Annotated in this window: 19 protein-coding genes; 13 read left to right on the top strand and 6 right to left on the bottom strand. The window is 70.8% G+C overall.

Features of this window, described 5'->3' with window-relative positions; translation table 11 throughout:
- Window positions 1-2: 2 nt before the first annotated feature.
- Genes zwf through glk form a run of 4 tightly spaced genes read left to right on the top strand, consistent with a single transcriptional unit; the run spans window position 3 to window position 5,011 of the window.
- Window positions 3-1,454, top strand: coding sequence for a glucose-6-phosphate dehydrogenase (zwf, locus tag VGN74_RS12470; RefSeq protein WP_327448671.1), 1,452 nt, complete (start codon window positions 3-5; stop codon window positions 1,452-1,454).
- On the top strand, window positions 1,447-2,163 hold the full coding sequence (gene pgl / locus VGN74_RS12465; protein WP_327448669.1) for a 6-phosphogluconolactonase: 717 nt from the start codon (window positions 1,447-1,449) through the stop codon (window positions 2,161-2,163). The genes zwf and pgl overlap by 8 nt, the downstream gene beginning before the upstream one ends.
- The gene (gene edd, locus VGN74_RS12460; protein ID WP_327448667.1) at window positions 2,163-4,040 is read left to right on the top strand and encodes a phosphogluconate dehydratase; all 1,878 of its coding nucleotides are present in this window, start codon (window positions 2,163-2,165) and stop codon (window positions 4,038-4,040) included. Before pgl ends, edd begins: the two co-directional genes overlap by 1 nt.
- Window positions 4,037-5,011: a glucokinase gene (gene glk / locus VGN74_RS12455; RefSeq protein ID WP_327448665.1), complete on the top strand. Its 975-nt coding sequence runs from the start codon at window positions 4,037-4,039 to the stop codon at window positions 5,009-5,011. The genes edd and glk overlap by 4 nt, the downstream gene beginning before the upstream one ends.
- A gap of 6 nt (window positions 5,012-5,017) precedes the next feature.
- On the opposite strand, the gene VGN74_RS12450 is transcribed toward glk, so the two are convergent.
- Together VGN74_RS12450 and VGN74_RS12445 are read right to left on the bottom strand one after the other, a co-directional pair.
- Window positions 5,018-5,350: a hypothetical protein gene (locus VGN74_RS12450; RefSeq protein ID WP_327448663.1), complete on the bottom strand. Its 333-nt coding sequence runs from the start codon at window positions 5,348-5,350 to the stop codon at window positions 5,018-5,020.
- 96 nt (window positions 5,351-5,446) lie between these two features.
- Entirely contained in the window at window positions 5,447-6,658 is a 1,212-nt protein-coding gene (locus VGN74_RS12445; protein ID WP_327448661.1) for an NADP-dependent isocitrate dehydrogenase, read from the bottom strand.
- A 159-nt stretch (window positions 6,659-6,817) separates the two neighbouring features.
- On the opposite strand from VGN74_RS12445, the gene VGN74_RS12440 reads away from it, so the two are divergent.
- A complete protein-coding gene (locus VGN74_RS12440) occupies window positions 6,818-6,946 on the top strand; it encodes a hypothetical protein (RefSeq protein WP_327448659.1) in 129 nt (42 codons plus the stop codon).
- Between the two features lie 64 nt (window positions 6,947-7,010).
- Here VGN74_RS12440 and VGN74_RS12435 read toward each other — a convergent pair whose 3' ends face one another.
- Entirely contained in the window at window positions 7,011-7,334 is a 324-nt protein-coding gene (locus VGN74_RS12435; protein ID WP_327448657.1) for a hypothetical protein, read from the bottom strand.
- 103 nt (window positions 7,335-7,437) lie between these two features.
- Here VGN74_RS12435 and VGN74_RS12430 point away from each other — a divergent pair, with 103 nt between their 5' ends.
- From VGN74_RS12430 to VGN74_RS12405, 6 genes are read left to right on the top strand one after another with little or no spacing between them, the layout of a single operon-like run.
- Window positions 7,438-8,397, top strand: a complete 960-nt coding sequence (locus VGN74_RS12430; RefSeq protein ID WP_327448655.1) for an alpha/beta hydrolase — start codon at window positions 7,438-7,440, stop codon at window positions 8,395-8,397.
- Window positions 8,398-8,433: 36 nt separating this feature from the next.
- Entirely contained in the window at window positions 8,434-9,882 is a 1,449-nt protein-coding gene (locus VGN74_RS12425) for an AMP nucleosidase (protein WP_327448653.1), read from the top strand.
- A gap of 58 nt (window positions 9,883-9,940) precedes the next feature.
- The gene (locus VGN74_RS12420; RefSeq protein WP_327448651.1) at window positions 9,941-10,567 is read left to right on the top strand and encodes a hypothetical protein; all 627 of its coding nucleotides are present in this window, start codon (window positions 9,941-9,943) and stop codon (window positions 10,565-10,567) included.
- On the top strand, window positions 10,567-10,866 hold the full coding sequence (locus VGN74_RS12415; protein WP_327448649.1) for a transcriptional regulator: 300 nt from the start codon (window positions 10,567-10,569) through the stop codon (window positions 10,864-10,866). Before VGN74_RS12420 ends, VGN74_RS12415 begins: the two co-directional genes overlap by 1 nt.
- Before the next feature lie 48 nt (window positions 10,867-10,914).
- Window positions 10,915-11,688: a tyrosine-protein phosphatase gene (locus VGN74_RS12410; RefSeq protein ID WP_327448647.1), complete on the top strand. Its 774-nt coding sequence runs from the start codon at window positions 10,915-10,917 to the stop codon at window positions 11,686-11,688.
- A 1-nt stretch (window position 11,689) separates the two neighbouring features.
- Window positions 11,690-13,039, top strand: coding sequence for an anthranilate synthase component I family protein (locus VGN74_RS12405; protein WP_327448645.1), 1,350 nt, complete (start codon window positions 11,690-11,692; stop codon window positions 13,037-13,039).
- Here VGN74_RS12405 and VGN74_RS12400 read toward each other — a convergent pair.
- The 3 genes from VGN74_RS12400 to VGN74_RS12390 are packed head-to-tail and all read right to left on the bottom strand — an operon-like array spanning window position 13,036 to window position 14,509.
- Complete coding sequence (locus tag VGN74_RS12400) at window positions 13,036-13,569, bottom strand: TadE/TadG family type IV pilus assembly protein (protein ID WP_327448643.1); 534 nt, start codon at window positions 13,567-13,569, stop codon at window positions 13,036-13,038. The genes VGN74_RS12405 and VGN74_RS12400 overlap by 4 nt on opposite strands.
- The gene (locus VGN74_RS12395; RefSeq protein WP_327448641.1) at window positions 13,569-14,147 is read right to left on the bottom strand and encodes a TadE/TadG family type IV pilus assembly protein; all 579 of its coding nucleotides are present in this window, start codon (window positions 14,145-14,147) and stop codon (window positions 13,569-13,571) included. The genes VGN74_RS12400 and VGN74_RS12395 overlap by 1 nt, the downstream gene beginning before the upstream one ends.
- On the bottom strand, window positions 14,096-14,509 hold the full coding sequence (locus VGN74_RS12390; protein WP_327448639.1) for a pilus assembly protein N-terminal domain-containing protein: 414 nt from the start codon (window positions 14,507-14,509) through the stop codon (window positions 14,096-14,098). Before VGN74_RS12390 ends, VGN74_RS12395 begins: the two co-directional genes overlap by 52 nt.
- Window positions 14,510-14,808: 299 nt before the next feature.
- Between VGN74_RS12390 and VGN74_RS12385 the strand changes: the two genes are divergently transcribed.
- Entirely contained in the window at window positions 14,809-14,973 is a 165-nt protein-coding gene (locus tag VGN74_RS12385) for a Flp family type IVb pilin (protein WP_327448637.1), read from the top strand.
- Window positions 14,974-15,092: 119 nt separating this feature from the next.
- Window positions 15,093-15,605, top strand: coding sequence for an A24 family peptidase (locus tag VGN74_RS12380; RefSeq protein ID WP_327448635.1), 513 nt, complete (start codon window positions 15,093-15,095; stop codon window positions 15,603-15,605).
- Window positions 15,606-15,608 lie beyond the last annotated feature (3 nt).

Below are 15,608 nucleotides of genomic sequence, written 5' to 3'. Positions count from 1 at the left end.
GTATGGCGGCCTTGGTGCTTTTCGGCGGCGGCGGCGATCTGGCGATCCGCATGCTGCTCCCGTCCCTGTACTTCCTCGAGCATGACGGGCTGCTGCCCGAGGGCCTGAAGATCATCGCCGCCGCGCGCAGCGAGGAGAGCCGCGAGGCCTACCTCGGCCGCGTGCGCGAGAGCGTGGTCAAGCGCGCCGACGGGGCCTGGTCGGAAGACAGCTTCGCCCGCGTCGCCGCCCGCATCGACTATGTCGCCGTCGACGCCACCTCGGTGGAGGGGCTGGCCGCCCTGCAGGACAAGCTCGGCGACGACCGCGAGCTGACCTACTTCCTCGCGGTCTCGCCCTCGCTCTATGGCCCGATCGTGCGCGCGCTGAAGGGGGCTGGCCTGACCGGGCCGAACACCCGCATCGTGCTGGAGAAGCCGGTCGGCCGCGACCTCGACAGCTTCCGCCACATCGACGCCGAGGTGGCCCACGCCTTCGACGAGCGGCAGGTGTTCCGCATCGACCACTACCTCGGCAAGGAGACGGTGCAGAACCTGATCGCCCTCAGGTTCGGCAACACCATCTTCGAGCCGCTGTGGAACAACCTGTCGATCGACCACGTGCAGATCACCGTGGGCGAGACCGTCGGGGTCGGCGACCGCTGGCCCTACTACGACGAGTACGGCGCGCTGCGCGACATGCTGCAGAACCACATGCTGCAGCTGCTCTGCCTGGTGGCCATGGAGCCGCCGTCGGATCTCGATCCGGACTCGGTGCGCAACGAGAAGGTCAAGGTGCTGCGCTCGCTGCGCCCGGTCACCGCCGCCAATGTCCGCGACGTCAGCGTGCGCGGCCAGTACGTCGCCGGCCAGGCCGAGGGCGGACCGGTGAAGGGCTATGAGGAGGAGCGCGGCGCCCCGTCGGACATCGACACCTACGTCGCCCTGCGCGCCGACATCGACAACTGGCGCTGGGCCGGGGTGCCCTTCTACATGCGCACCGGCAAGCGCCTGCCGGAGAAGCGCACCGAAATCGTCATCCAGTTCAAGCCGCTGCCGCACTCGATCTTCGACCAGCGCGGCGAGGTCACGGCCAACCGCATGGTCATCGAGCTGCAGCCGGAAGAGGACATCTCCCTGACGGTGATGAACAAGCGGCCGGGGCTGGACCAGCGCATGCAGCTGCAGCCGATCCGCATGAGCCTGTCCTGGGGCGTCGACGGCAAGGGCGCCCAGCCGCCGCGCCGGCGCATCGCCTACGAGCGCCTGCTGCTGGACGCCATGGCCGGGGACTCGACCCTGTTCGTGCGCGCCGACGAGGCGGAGAAGGCGTGGGAGTGGGTCGACGGCGTCTCCAGCGCCTGGGCCGAGGCGGAATACCGGCCGCACATCTACCGCGCCGGCTCCTGGGGCCCCGATGCGGCGCAACAGCTGCTCGCCCGCGACGGCCGCACCTGGAACACGAATGATGCCTGACACGCCGCAGATCGAGTCCTTCCCCTCGGCCGACGCCTGGGCCGAGGCGGCCGCCGACCGGCTGGCGGACGCCCTGCGCGCCGCCGTGGCCGAGCGCGGCCGCGCCCTGTTCGCTGGCGCCGGGGGCTCGACCCCGTCGCCGATCTATCGCCGGCTGGCCCAGGCCGACCTCGACTGGTCGCGCGTCACCGTGCTGCCGGTCGACGAGCGCCATGTGCCGGAGAGCTCGCCGGACTCCAACGCCGCCCTGCTGCGCCGGACGCTGATGGTCGGGCCGGCCGCCGCCGCAACGCTCCTGCCGCTGCACCATGCGGCGGTGACCGTGGACCGCGCCGCGGCCCTCGCCGCCCGCGCCCTTCAGCAGGCCGGCGGCCGCATTGACGCCGCCCTGCTGGGCATGGGCGAGGACGGCCACATCCTGTCGATCTTCCCCGGCAGCCCGACGCTGAAGTCGCTGCTGGCCCCGCAGCTGAAGCCGACCGTGCTGGGCGTGCCGCCGGGGCGCGACGGGACCGCGCCGCCGCAGGAACGGATCAGCCTCAACCTGCCTTACCTGAAGGGCGCCGGCCGCGTGGTGCTGGCCCTGACCGGGACGCGCAAGCGCGAGGTGTTCCAGCGCGACCTCGGCGGCGATCCGGCGACCACGCCGGTGGCCGCCCTCGCGGCGCTCGGCGCGCCCCTGGACGTGATCTGGACGGAGACCGCCTGATGACCGAGATGCACCCCGTCACCGCCCGGGTGACCCGGCGGATCGTCGAGCGCAGCCGCGCCGCCCGCTCGGACTATCTGCGCCGCATGGACGCCGCCCGCGACGCCGGCGTGGCCCGCGCCAAGCTGAGCTGCGCCAACTGGGCCCATGCCTTCGCCGGCCAGACCGTGGCCGACAAGCTGACCATGATGGGCGGCAAGGCGCCGAACCTCGGCATCGTCACCGCCTACAACGACATGCTGTCGGCGCATCAGCCGTTCGAGACCTTCCCGGCCGTCATCCGCGCCGCCGCGCGCGAGCTGGGCGCCACGGCCCAGGTGGCCGGCGGCGTGCCGGCCATGTGCGACGGCGTCACCCAGGGCCGGCCGGGCATGGAGCTGAGCCTGTTCAGCCGTGACGTCATCGCCATGTCGACCGGCGTGGCCCTGACCCACGACGCCTTCGACGCCGCCCTCTGTCTGGGCGTCTGCGACAAGATCGTGCCGGGCCTGTTCATGGGGGCGCTGGCCTTCGGCCACCTGCCGGTCGTGTTCGCCCCCGCCGGGCCGATGCCCTCGGGCATCCCCAATGCCGAGAAGGCGCGGGTACGGGCCGAGTACGCCCAGGGCAAGGTCGACCGCCAGACCCTGCTGGAGAGCGAGGTCGCCAGCTATCACTCGCCGGGCACCTGCACCTTCTACGGCACGGCCAACTCCAACCAGATGATGATGGAGATCGCCGGGCTGCACCTGCCGTCGACCGCCTTCGTTCATCCGGAGACGGGCCTGCGCGAGGCCCTGACCGCCGCCTCGGCGCGGCGCGCCATCGAGTTGGCCAAAGCCGGCGAGGGCCGCATGGCCGACGTCATCGACGAGAAGGCGGTGGTCAACATGATCGTGGCCCTGCTGGCCACCGGCGGCTCCACCAACCACGCCATCCATCTGGTCGCCATGGCCCGCTCGGCCGGGGTGCTGATCGACTGGACCGACATGGACGAGCTGTCCTCGGTCACGCCGCTGCTGGCGCGCGTCTATCCCAACGGCACCGCCGACGTGAACGCCTTTCAGGCGGCCGGCGGCGTGGCCTTCGTGACCCGCGAGCTGGCGCTGGCCGGCTACATCCATTCGGATGTGAAGACGGTCGCCGGCGACGGCATCCACCACTACTTCCGCGAGCCGGTGATGCAGGACGGCCAGCTGGTCTGGGTCGATGGCGTCACCGAGACGCTGGACCCCGACATCCTGCGCCCGGCCAGCGAGCCGTTCGACCGCGAGGGCGGCCTGCGGCTGGTGCAGGGCAACCTCGGCCGCGCCGTCATCAAGGTCTCGGCGGTCAAGCCCGAGCACCGCATCGTCGAGGCCCCGGCCATCGTGTTCGAGACCCAGGAGGCCTTCCTCGAGGCCTTCAAGGCCGGCCGGCTGGAGCGCGACTTCGTCGCGGTGATGCGCTTCCAGGGGCCGAAGGCCAATGGCATGCCGGAGCTGCACAGCCTGTCGCCCGGCCTGTCGGTGCTGCAGGACCGCGGCTTCAAGGTGGCGCTGGTCACCGACGGCCGCATGTCGGGCGCCTCCGGCAAGACGCCGGCCGCCATCCACGTCAGCCCCGAGGCGCTGGCGGGCGGGCCGCTGGCCCGGGTGCGCGACGGCGACATCATCCGGCTCGACGCCGAGACCGGCGAGCTGAGCGTCACCCCGCTGGACGGCGACTTCGACAGCCGGCCGCTGGCGACGCCGGGCAAGGTGCAGGCCTGGGGCCTGGGGCGCGAGCTGTTCGGGGTGTTCCGCACCGCCGTCGGCTCCGCCGAGGAGGGGGCCTCCGTCTGCTTCACGGCGGACTATGGCCAGGGACTGGAAGACCACGTCGAGACGGACGTGGCGGATCACACGGTGGACGCATGAACGATCTCCGCCTGCTCGTCGGCGATGTCGGCGGCACCAACGCGCGCTTCGCCATCGCCCGCTGCACTGACGGGACCATCTGGCTGGAGCACCACGACAGCTTCCCGGCCGAACGCTATCCGACCTTCCGCGAGGGCGTGGCCGCCTTCATCGACGGCTGCGACGTCAAGCCGAGCGGCGGGGTGATCGCCGTGGCCGGCCCGATCGAGGACGGCACGATCGACCTGACCAACTCCCCGTGGCGCACCTCGGAAACCGAGCTGGCGACGCTGGGGCTGAACCCCGTGCGGCTGATCAACGACTTCGAGGCCCTCGCCTGGGGCGCACCGATCGTGCCGCCGGACCAGCTGGAGAGCCTGGGCGGGCCCTATGCCGGCGATCCGCATGCGGCCATCGCCGTGCTGGGGCCGGGCACCGGCTTCGGCGTCTCCGCCCTGGTGCGCGACGTCCACGGCCGCGAGATGGCCCTGCCGTCCGAGGGCGGCCACGCCTGCTTCGCGCCGGGCGACCCCATCGAGGACGAGATCCTGCGTATCCTGCGCCGACGCTATGACCGGGTGTCGATCGAGCGGCTGATCTGCGGCCCGGGCCTGCTCAACATGCACAAGGCGCTGGCGGAGATCGACGGCCGCGAGACCCACATCGACGACCCGGCCGAGATCACCCGCGACGCCCTCGCCGACCCGCACAGCCCCTGCGGCGCCACCCTGGCGCGGTTCTGCGCCATCCTCGGCGCCGTGGCCGGCGACATCGCCCTGACCATGGGCGCGCGCGGCGGGGTCTACATCGCCGGCGGCATCGCCCCGCGCATCCTCCCCTTCCTCAAGGCCAGCCCGTTCCGGCAGCGGTTCGAGCGCAAGGGCCGCTTCAAGGACTATGTCGCGGGCATTCCGACCCAGGTAATCATGGACAAGCACGCCGCCCTGCGCGGCGCGGCGCGGGTGGCCTTCCAGGAGGCGGCGGGCCGCTGAACGCCCTCAGTCGTGGCGATCCTTGCCACGGGACCGGCGGCGGTCATCCCGGTCGTAGTCCCGGCGGCGGTCGATGTAGCCGTCGCAGTTGCGGTCCCGCGGCAGGCAGGTGACCGGCAGCTGGGGACTGTAGCCATAGTCGCCGGGACACCACTGGCGCACGGGGGCCAGCGGCTGGTCGCGGGGCGGGCCCCAGTAGCAGTTGCGATTCTCCGCCTCGAGCTGGGCGGCGGTGGCGTTCAGCCCCATCGCCACCCCCTCCCAGAAGGCCGGATCCGAGGCGCAGCCCGACACGCCAAGGGCGGCGGCGGCGGCGAAAACAACAGGCTTCAGACGCATTTACGGGTCCTCCCGCGGCCAGCTTGACCGCAGAAGGACCCGTTTGTCACGCGTAACGCTGTTGGGCCGTCAGGTCAGGCCCTAATCCGGCCCGGATCAGGCCATGGCCCTGGTCAGGTTCTCGGCCACCTTGTCGAGGAAGCCCTCGGTCGACAGCCAGCCCTGCTGGTCGCCGACCAGCAGCGCCAGGTCCTTGGTCATGTCGCCGCTCTCGACCGTCTCGACGACGACGCGCTCGAGGGTCTCGGCGAAGTCGATCAGGGCCTGGTTGTTGTCCAGCTTGCCGCGGTGCTTGAAGCCGCGGGTCCAGGCGTAGATCGAGGCGATCGAGTTGGTCGAGGTCGCCTCGCCCTTCTGGTGCTGGCGGTAGTGGCGGGTCACGGTGCCGTGGGCAGCTTCCGATTCCAGCACCTTGCCGTCCGGCGTCATCAGCACCGAGGTCATCAGGCCGAGCGAGCCGAAGCCCTGGGCGACCACGTCCGACTGCACGTCGCCGTCGTAGTTCTTGCAGGCCCAGACGAAGCCGCCGGACCACTTGATGGCCGCGGCCACCATGTCGTCGATCAGCCGGTGCTCGTAGGTCAGGCCACGGGCCTTGAACTCGGCCGCGAACTCCTCGTCGAAGACCTTCTGGAACAGGTCCTTGAAGCGGCCGTCATAGGCCTTGAGGATGGTGTTCTTGGTCGACAGATAGACCGGGTAGTTGCGGTCAAGGCCGTAGGCGAAGCTGGCGCGGGCGAACTCGATGATCGACTCATCGAGGTTGTACATGCCCATGGCCACGCCGGCGCCCGGGGCCTTGTAGACCTCGTGCTCGATCACGGCCCCGTCCTCGCCGACGAACTTGATCGTCAGGGTGCCCTTGCCGGGGAACAGGAAGTCGGTGGCCTTGTACTGGTCGCCGAAGGCGTGGCGGCCGACGATGATCGGCTGGGTCCAGCCTGGCACCAGACGGGGCACGTTGCTGCAGATGATCGGCTCGCGGAAGACGACGCCGCCGAGGATGTTGCGGATGGTGCCGTTCGGCGACTTCCACATCTTCTTGAGATTGAACTCCTTCACCCGCGCCTCGTCGGGGGTGATGGTGGCGCACTTCACGCCGACGCCGTGCTTCTGGATCGCGTGGGCCGCATCGATCGTCACCTGGTCGTCGGTGGCGTCGCGGTGCTCGATCGACAGGTCGTAGTAGTCCAGCTCAAGGTCGAGGAACGGGAAGACCAGCTTGTCCTTGATCATCTGCCAGATGATCCGGGTCATCTCGTCGCCGTCGATGTCCACGATGGGATTGGCGACCTTGATCTTGGCCATGAGCGGGTCCTGTCGAAGCTGGGAAGTTGAGGATCGGCGGGCGGTATAGCGGCGCTGCGCCGGTGACGCAAAGGCGCGCCCGCTCGCCGCACCCGGCAACGCCGCCGGCGGTCCGGCGTTTGCCTCGCCGGAAGGGCGCTGCTGCGGAGCCTTTGACCCATGACGGATGAGCTCGAGGCGCTGGTCGAGCGCTGGCGGCGCGCCTTCGGCGAGGCCCCGGCGCGGCTGGACGCCCGGTTGATGCGCCAGATCCTGGACGCCCACGAGAGCGGGGACACGCCCGGGTGATCCGGCATGGAAAGGGCCGGCACGCCTGCAGCGGCCGGCCCCTCACAGGCTCATGACGCAGATATCAGCGCGGCGCGCGTTGCGCGGCGAAGGCGGTGTCGGACTGGGCCAGGCGGGCGTACTCGCGCTCGGTCATGCAGCGCGGGGCGCGCCAGGTGATGTCGTCGCGACGCGCCTCCAGCACCTGCTCGGCGGTCATGAACACCGGCTCGACGCCGTGCTGACGCTGGAAGGCGGCGCGGGTGTCGGGGTCGGCGGCGCAGATGAACAGGGCCCGCGGCGGGATCTCGGCCCGCGTCCTGTCCTGTCGCGTCGCCTGCGGATCACCGGCGAAGGCGGGCGTGGCGGCGGCGAGGACGAGCGCGGCCGCGAGGGCCCGATGGGTCATGTTCATTTCTGTTCGACTGCGCCTCCCAGCGCTCGTTTTATGCCCGGAAACGCTCCGGACTCTGACGGAAGATTACACCCATTTTTTGCATTGTAAAGTTATCATGACAGACCTGCGTCAGAATGATCACAACGCAGCCCGCGACCGTCGCCCGCACCGGCTTGATCCCGGCGCGCTGGCCCGGTTCAAGGAGCGGATGGCCGAATGGACACGCAGGGGCATGCTGGGGGCGACGGCGCTGGCCGGCGCCGCGGCGGCCGCCTGCTCGCCGCTGGCGGCCCTCAATGCGCTCGGTCCGCGCGACCGGGGGGCGCGGCGGGTGGCGTCTGACCTGCCCTATGGGCCGGGTCCGCGTCAGCGCATGGACCTGTATGCCCCGGACGGCGCAGGCCTTTGGCCGGTCGTGGTGTTCTTCTACGGCGGCGGCTGGGACTCCGGCGAGAAGGCGCTCTACGGCTGGGCCGCCCAGGCCATTGCGGCGCAGGGCTTCATCGTCGCCCTGCCCGACTATCGCCTCGTCCCGGACGTGCATTTCCCGGCCTTCATCGAGGACGCTGCGGCGGCCACAGCCCGGGCGGCCGACCTTGCGGCAGCGTACGGGGGCGACCCGACGCGGCTGGCGGTCGCCGGCCACTCGGCCGGGGCGCATCTGGCCATGATGATCACCCTGGACCGACGCTACATGGCGGCGGTGGAGCAACCCGGGCTCATTCGCGCCGCCGCAGGTCTGGCGGGGCCCTACGAATTCCTGCCCTTCAATGTGCCGGCGGCGGTCAACGCCTTCGGCCGCGTGGCCGATCCCCTGCAGACCCAGCCTGTGGCCTTCGCCCGGGCCGACGCGCCGCCGCTGTGGATCGCCCACGGGACGGCCGACACGGTGGTGCACGACGAGGACGCGCGCCTGCTGCACGCGGCCATCCAGACCGTCGGCGGCGACTCGCAACTCCGCCTCTACGAGGACGTGGACCACGCCACGATCGTCGCCGCCCTGTCGCCCCTGTTCCGCGGCCGCGTGCCGGTTCTGGCGGAGATGAGCGCCTTCCTGCGCGACAAGCTGGGCTGATCTCGCCAAATCGCGCGCCACCCTGTAAGGGAGGCCATGTCAGAGACCCTCACTCCCCAGGCGGCGACGGACCGCCTTATCGCCCGCTACGACGCCGCCGTTCAGGCCCTGCGCCAGGCTGTTCGCGACTTCATCGACACCGGCGTTCTGCCCGACAACGAGGCCCGCGCCCGCGGCCTGTTCGCCTACCCGCTGCTGCGCGTGGAATGGCGCGGAGACACGCCGCCGCCCCCCCAGGGCCGCGCCTACGCCCGCCTGTCCCGGCCGGGCGTCTACCAGACCACCGTGACCCGGCCGGACCTCTATCGCGACTATCTGGTCGAACAGCTCGAGCTGCTGGTCCAGGACTATGGCGCCACGATCAGCGTCCACGCCTCGGACCAGGAGATTCCGTTTCCGTATGTGATGGACGGGGCGGCCGTGGCGCTCGACGCCAGCCAGACGGCGGACATCGCCCGCTATTTCCCGACCACAGACCTGGCCCACATCGGCGACGAGATCGCGGACGGCGTCGCCTTCCCCGAGGCCGAGGCTTTCCCCCTGTCGCACTTCGACGGGCTGCGCACGGACTTCTCGCTCGCGCGGCTGCGGCACTACACCGGCACGCCGGTGGAACATGTCCAGTCGTTCGTGCTGTTCACCAACTACCATCGCTACGTCGACGAGTTCGTGCGCTGGGCCACCGCCCAGCTGATGGACCCGGACAGCCCCTATGACTCGCTGAGCTGCGCCGGCGGGGTGGTGATCACCCGCGACACCCCTGATCCCGAGCAGGCGGTGATGGATGCGGCCTGGCGCAAGCACCAGATGCCGGCCTATCACCTGACCGCCCCCGGCTGGCGCGGCGTCAGCCTGGTCAACATCGGCGTCGGGCCGTCCAACGCCAAGACCATCTGCGACCACCTGGCCGTGACCCGGCCGCACGCCTGGCTGATGATCGGCCACTGCGGCGGCCTGCGCCCCACCCAGCGCATCGGCGACTATGTGCTGGCCCACGCCTATCTGCGCGACGACCATGTGCTGGACGATGTGCTGCCGCCGGAGATTCCGATCCCGCCGATCGCCGAGGTGCAGCAGGCCCTGCAGGGGGCCGCGGAGCTGACCACCGGCGAGGATCGCGACACCCTGAAGCGGCGCCTGCGCACCGGCACCGTGGTGACCACCGACGACCGTAACTGGGAGCTGCGCTACAGCCAGTCGGCCCTGCGCTTCAACCAGAGCCGGGCCGTGGCCATCGACATGGAAAGCGCCACCATCGCCGCCCAGGGCTACCGCTTCCGCGTGCCCTACGGGACCCTGCTGTGCGTCTCGGACAAGCCGCTGCACGGCGAGATCAAGCTGCCGGGCCAGGCCAACCGCTTCTACGAGGGCGCCATCTCCGAGCACCTGCAGATCGGCATCGCCGCCATCGACCTGCTGCGCGAGGAGGGCGAGCGCCTGCACAGCCGCAAGCTCCGCGCCTTCGACGAACCACCGTTCAGATAAAGCACTTTACATCGCAAAGCACTTGGCGTAGGGTGTCCTCACTCAAGGAGGACACCCCATGACCCGAGACGACATCCAGACCGTTCACGACGACATCGCCTACATGCGCGCCCTCGCCGTGGACGGCCGTCGCGCCCCTGTGCTCGGCGGCTCCATCCTGATCGCCGCCGGCCTGCTGTTCGGCAGCGCCTCGGTGGCGCACTACGGCATCGAAAGCGGCATCCTCGACCTCCCCCCGGTCGCCTACCTCTGGCTCTGGGGCGCCGCCGGCCTGCTCTTCTTCATCACCCTCGGCGTCCTGAGCCACAGGGTCGGCAAGCTTCCGGGCGCCACCGGCCTTGGCAGCCGCGCCGTCGGCACGGCCTGGACCGGGGTCGGCATGGTGACCTTCGCCGTCGGCCTGTCGATGGCCGTTCTGGGCATGAAGTTCGAGAGCGCCCTGCCCTTCACCGTGTTCCCGTCGCTGATCTTCGCCGCCTACGGCGCCGGCTGGGCCGTCTCGGCCACCGTGTCCGGTTCCGCCTGGCAGCGGACGCTCGCCGTCGGCGCCTGGATCGCCGCGCCCGCCCTGGCCTTCCTCGCCGGCGAGCCCACCCTGTGGCTGGCCTATGCCGCCGGCCTGGCCCTCTTCGCCCTGCTGCCCGGCATCCTGCTGGTGCGGCAACAGCCGAGCCTGGTGGTGTGATGCCGGACGATTTCGATATCTCGAGACTGAACGACGTCATCCACGGCCGCGTCCGCCTCGGCATCATGGCCTACCTGTCCGGCGCCGACGAAGCGGACTTCGCCACCCTCAAGCAGAAGCTGGAGCTGACCGACGGCAATCTGTCGGTCCATCTCAAGAAGCTCGAGGAGGCGGGTTTCGTGGCGGTGGACAAGCGGTTCGTCGACCGCAAGCCGGTGACCCGGGCGCGGATGACCGAGGCGGGCCGCGACGCCTTCATCGCCTACCTCGACGCCATGGCGGCGCTGGTGAAGGGCTGAGGCGATCAGGCGGCTGTTCAGGCGGGCGCATGGCTCTATAGAGGAGCCATGCGCCTGCTCCCGTTCGAGGCCGTCGACAACTTCCGTGACTATGGCGACTACGCCACCGCCGCCGGACGGCGGGTCCGGCCCGGCCGCCTGTTCCGCTCCGCCCACCACGCCCGCGCGACCGAGGCCGACCTGGCGCGGCTGGAGGCCCTGGACCTCGGCGTGGTGGTCGACCTGCGGCGGCCCTCGGAGCGCCGCCAGCAGCCGTCGCGACGCCCGGGCGGCTTCTCGGCGCAGGTGATCGAGAGCCACGAGGACGATGGCGGCGAGGCCCCGCACATCACCTTTCTGAAGACCGAGGACCTGACCGAGGAGTCCGGGCGGCGCTTCATGACAGCGACCTACCGCGAGCTGCCGTTCCTGCCGGCCCACGTCGACCTGTTCCGCCGCTACTTCGAGGCGCTGGCCGACAGCGACCGGCCCGTGGTCATCCACTGCGCCGCCGGCAAGGACCGCACCGGCATGCTGGCCGCCCTGACCCACCACCTGCTGGGCGTCGGCCGCGACGACCTGCTGGAGGACTATCTGCTGACCAACCGCGCGGTGGATCTGGAGGGCCGGGCCCCGAAGATCGCGGAGCAGCTCCGCGCCATGACCGGCAAGACCGCCAGCCACGGGGCCGTGGTCGCCTTCCTCGGCGTCGAGCCGGCCTATCTGGACGCGGCCTTCGACGAGATGGGCCGACGCAATGGCGGGCTGGACGGCTATCTGGAGCAGGTGCTCGGGCTGGACGGGGCCCGGCGGGCCCGCATCGCCGAGCGGCTGACCGCCTGAGGTGGACATCGACCTGACAGGTCTGGAGGCGGTCGGGCAGACCGCCATCCCGTGGCGATCGCCGCTGACGACCCTCGCCGCCGTGGCCCATGAGGACGGGTCGCTGGGCCTGATCTCGGACGGGGTCGAGGGCCGCTGGTCGTTCGTCGCCGCCCGGCCGGACCGGGTGCGGATCATCCCCGCGGGCGAGGCGGACGGCTATGCGGCGCTGGCGGGACTGGTTCCCGGGCGCCGGACCGGCGACACGGCCGCGGCGGGCCTGTTCCCCGGCGGTTGGGTGGCGCTGGCGGCCTATGACCTCGGAGCCCGGGTCCTGATCGGCAGGGCGCCCGGCGACTGGCCCGACCTGATCCTCGCCCGCTATCCGGCGGTGATCGCCTTCGATCATCAGGAACAGCGCGCCTGGCGCATCGGCCGCGGGCCGGACGCGGCGTCAGCGCGCGCCGCGGCGGCGCGGCTGGACGACCTGCTCACAGCGCTGGAACCGCCGCCCCTGCCCGGCCCGCCGGGGCTCGACGCTGCGGAAGGGCTCGGTTCGGACGGCTATCGCGCCGCGGTCGCCGATGTGGTGGCGCGCATCGGTCAGGGCGAGCTGTTCCAGGCCAATGTCGGCCGGGACTGGTCGGGACGGCTGGCCCCCGGCCGCGATCCCTTCGAGGTGTTCCTGCGCGCCGCCGCCGCCGGGCCGGCCCCCTATGGCGCCTGGTGGCGTGCGCCCGGACTGGCGCTGGTGTCCAACTCCCCCGAGCGCTTCCTGCGACTGGACCCGGACAGCGGCCGGCTGGAGACCCTGCCGATCAAGGGCACGGCGCCGCGCGGCGCCACACCGGAGGCGGACTCCGCCGCCGCCGCCGCCCTGCTGGCCAGCGCCAAGGACCGGGCCGAGAACCTGATGATCGTCGACCTGATGCGCAACGATCTGGCGCGCCTGAGCCCGCCGGGCGAGGTGCGGGTCGACGCCCTGTTCGAGCTGCGCAGCTACGAGCGGGTGCACCACCTCGTGTCCCGCGTCAGCGCCCGGCTGCACCCGGGCGCCAGCCTCGCCGACCTGCTGGCGGCGACCTTCCCGCCGGGCTCGATCACCGGGGCGCCGAAACATCAGGCCATGCAGGTCATCGCCGCGCATGAGCCGCCGCGCGGACCATGGTGCGGGACCCTGGCGGTGATCGGGGCGGACGGCGGCTTCGACGCCTCGGTGCTGATCCGCAGCCTGGCTTTCACCCGCGAGGGCGAAGGCTGGCGCTGGTCGGGTCGGGCCGGCGCCGGGCTGACCGCCGACAGCGATCCCGACGCCGAACTGGCGGAGACCGAGGTCAAGATGGCGGCGCTGAAGGCCGCCCTGCTGGGCTAGCAGCAGGTGACGCGGTTGGTCAGGCGCGGCCGCAGATAATAGATGGCGTCGAACTGCACGCCGTTGGGCAGCAGGTCGCCGATCGGCGAGGTGTAGGTGTAGAGCACCTCGGCGACGATGATGGTCTCGCCGTTTTCCAGCACATCGGCGGGGAGCGGGATCGACCCTGTGGCCCCGAACGTGCCGCCGCCGCTCGTGCGGGTCCACAGCACGGTGGTCGTCCCGTCGGCGCGGCGCTCGATGCTGGTCAGGCGCTGGCTAAGCGGGGCCGCCGGAAACGGCTGCAGGATGTGCTGCCCGGCGGCGAAGATGTCATCGACCATGCCCTGGTTCAGGGTGGTCTCCTGCGAGGTCAGGTCGGCGATCACCGAGGCGACGTGGGTGACCCGCTTCTGGGCCATATAGGCCTGGGTCAGCTCGGCGGCGCCGAAGTACATCAGGATCATCAGCGGCGCGATCAGCGCGAACTCGACGGCGCTGACGCCGCGACGGTCCCGGATCAGATGGACCAGAAGGGCGATCGGGCGCATCAGAACGGCTCGTTCTTGAAGGCTGTGGTGACAGCGACGATGGCGTTGCCGTCCCCGAACCGGGAGACCGCCTGCTGCATCAGCGGTGACAGCAGCCGGTGGCGGTACCAGACGCGGACGAGGATCAGGTCGCCGGCCTCGCCGATCTGGAACTCCTGCGGGAAGCCGTCCTCGCTCGGCTGCGGCGGGTTCTGGTTGCGGAACTGGGGCACGACCCGGACATCGACGAACAGGTTGTCGGCGCAATTGGCCTCGAAGATCGTCATGCGATCGCAGATGGCCGTGCGGAATCCTTCCTGGTTCAGCCCCCCTTCCTGGGCCTGACCCGTCCTGATCAGGCGGTTGGTCTCGATCATCGCGTTCTCGAGCGAGGCGTCGAGCACCAGAAGCCCGCCGATCTCAAGGATGGCGAACAGCAGGATCAGGAAGGGGATGGCGACGAAGGCGAACTCGATCGCCGCCACGCCGTCGCGGCGGCGACGGCGGCGCAACGCCCGCCAGAGCCCCCGGGCGCGCACGCCGGACCTCAGGGCGTGGGCGAAGCGGCCGCGCCGCCCGCCCGCAGGCTGGGCGCGCACGACGCGCCGCAGGCCATCTCGGTCACCTGGCCGCCGCGCCAGACGCGGACCGCGCCGCGGGTCGGGGCGACCACGGCGATCTGGCCCTGGAACAGGGTGCGGCCGATGGCGTCGACCGCGACGATCTCGGTCAGGCCGTAGCCCTTGCCGGTGATGAACAGGGTGGTGGCGTCGACGACCGTAACGTCGGCGATCTGCGGATTGGCCACGATCACCGAGGTGGCGGCGCCGCGCAGCTGCACCCGGGCGGCGTGATCGATCTCCACCGTCAGGGCGCGGCCGGCCGGCTGCCCGCCATCCTGGGCCTGGGCCGGAGCCGCACAGACCATCACGGCCGCGAGGGCGATCAGGGCGCCGCGCATGGGAACCTCTTTCTGAAACAACCGCGCGCTCGCGCGGGACGCCCGCAACCTGCGCCCCAATCCTCAAGAAAGGCTGAAAGGGAACGCGCCCCGGCCGGGAGCACGATTAAGCGACGGTAACCATGTATTCGTAGTAAATCTCATGTAAACTACGAATTCTCGGATGACGACCATCAGTTTTACTTGGACTTAAGGAAGCCGGTCCATCTTGCGAACCGTAAGTTGGGGTCCAGCGGGCAAGCCGAGGACCCTTGTTTCGGAAACCTCAGTTGCTCGCTGCAGACGAAGGATCAAAGACCATGACCAAGTTCATCTCGCGCTTCGCCAAGAACGAATCGGGCGCCACCGCGATCGAGTACGGCCTGATCGCCGCCCTGATCGCCGTCGTCGTCATCGCCGTGCTGACCACCATCGGTCAGAACCTGCTGGCTCGCCTTACCGAAGTCGCGACCGGCCTCGCCTAACACGGCGACACGCGTCTGAAACCGCGGGGGGCCGGAGCGGAAACGCTCCGGCCCCTTTCGCTTGCGCGCGAGGCGGTGCGGCAACCCGTCCTTAAGTCGCCGAGGCTAGACCCGGAGACATGGAAGCCCTGTCTCCGGTTCTCGCCGCCATCCTGCCCCTCATCGCCGTGGCCGCCGCCGTGCATGATGTGGCCACCTACCGGATCCCCAACTGGATGTCGGTCGTGCTGCTGGCCGCCTTCATCCCGGCCGCCCTGGCCGCCGGCCTCGAGCCTCGCCTGATCGCCATCGACGCCCTCGTGGGCCTGGCCGCCCTGCTGGTCGGCATGGGTCTGTTCGCCGGCAATCTGCTGGGCGGCGGCGACGCCAAGATCATGGCCGCCATGGCGCCCTTCATGGGACTCGCCGCCCTGACGGAATTCGTCCTGTTCACCGCCGTGGCCGGCGGCCTGCTGGCGCTGTTCGCCCTCGTCGTCCGGCGCCTGCCCGAGCGCCTGCGGACGCGGGGCCCCGGCTGGTGGCGCCGTCTGGCCGAGCCGCGCGGCCCCCTGCCCTATGGCGTCGCCATCTGCGCCGGCGCGCTTGTGGCCTTCCCGGCCAGCCGGATCGGGCTCGCAGCGTTCGGCGGCTGACCC

The sequence above is a fragment of the Brevundimonas sp. genome, from assembly GCF_035998205.1.
Lineage (GTDB): Bacteria > Pseudomonadota > Alphaproteobacteria > Caulobacterales > Caulobacteraceae > Brevundimonas.
Note: the sequence above shows the minus strand (reverse complement) of the source record. Positions and strands in the feature narration are given on the sequence as shown.

Excerpts from the sequence above, each read along its gene's own strand:
- zwf (WP_327448671.1), top strand. The coding sequence starts at position 3 with ATGGCGGCCTTGGTGCTTTTCGGCGGCGGCGGCGATCTGGCGATCCGC.
- pgl (WP_327448669.1), top strand. The coding sequence starts at position 1,447 with ATGCCTGACACGCCGCAGATCGAGTCCTTCCCCTCGGCCGACGCCTGG.
- edd (WP_327448667.1), top strand. The coding sequence starts at position 2,163 with ATGACCGAGATGCACCCCGTCACCGCCCGGGTGACCCGGCGGATCGTC.
- glk (WP_327448665.1), top strand. The coding sequence starts at position 4,037 with ATGAACGATCTCCGCCTGCTCGTCGGCGATGTCGGCGGCACCAACGCG.
- VGN74_RS12450 (WP_327448663.1), bottom strand. The coding sequence starts at position 5,350 with ATGCGTCTGAAGCCTGTTGTTTTCGCCGCCGCCGCCGCCCTTGGCGTG.
- VGN74_RS12445 (WP_327448661.1), bottom strand. The coding sequence starts at position 6,658 with ATGGCCAAGATCAAGGTCGCCAATCCCATCGTGGACATCGACGGCGAC.
- VGN74_RS12440 (WP_327448659.1), top strand. The coding sequence starts at position 6,818 with ATGACGGATGAGCTCGAGGCGCTGGTCGAGCGCTGGCGGCGCGCCTTC.
- VGN74_RS12435 (WP_327448657.1), bottom strand. The coding sequence starts at position 7,334 with ATGACCCATCGGGCCCTCGCGGCCGCGCTCGTCCTCGCCGCCGCCACG.
- VGN74_RS12430 (WP_327448655.1), top strand. The coding sequence starts at position 7,438 with ATGACAGACCTGCGTCAGAATGATCACAACGCAGCCCGCGACCGTCGC.
- VGN74_RS12425 (WP_327448653.1), top strand. The coding sequence starts at position 8,434 with ATGTCAGAGACCCTCACTCCCCAGGCGGCGACGGACCGCCTTATCGCC.
- VGN74_RS12420 (WP_327448651.1), top strand. The coding sequence starts at position 9,941 with ATGACCCGAGACGACATCCAGACCGTTCACGACGACATCGCCTACATG.
- VGN74_RS12415 (WP_327448649.1), top strand. The coding sequence starts at position 10,567 with ATGCCGGACGATTTCGATATCTCGAGACTGAACGACGTCATCCACGGC.
- VGN74_RS12410 (WP_327448647.1), top strand. The coding sequence starts at position 10,915 with ATGCGCCTGCTCCCGTTCGAGGCCGTCGACAACTTCCGTGACTATGGC.
- VGN74_RS12400 (WP_327448643.1), bottom strand. The coding sequence starts at position 13,569 with ATGCGCCCGATCGCCCTTCTGGTCCATCTGATCCGGGACCGTCGCGGC.
- VGN74_RS12390 (WP_327448639.1), bottom strand. The coding sequence starts at position 14,509 with ATGCGCGGCGCCCTGATCGCCCTCGCGGCCGTGATGGTCTGTGCGGCT.
- VGN74_RS12385 (WP_327448637.1), top strand. The coding sequence starts at position 14,809 with ATGACCAAGTTCATCTCGCGCTTCGCCAAGAACGAATCGGGCGCCACC.
- VGN74_RS12380 (WP_327448635.1), top strand. The coding sequence starts at position 15,093 with ATGGAAGCCCTGTCTCCGGTTCTCGCCGCCATCCTGCCCCTCATCGCC.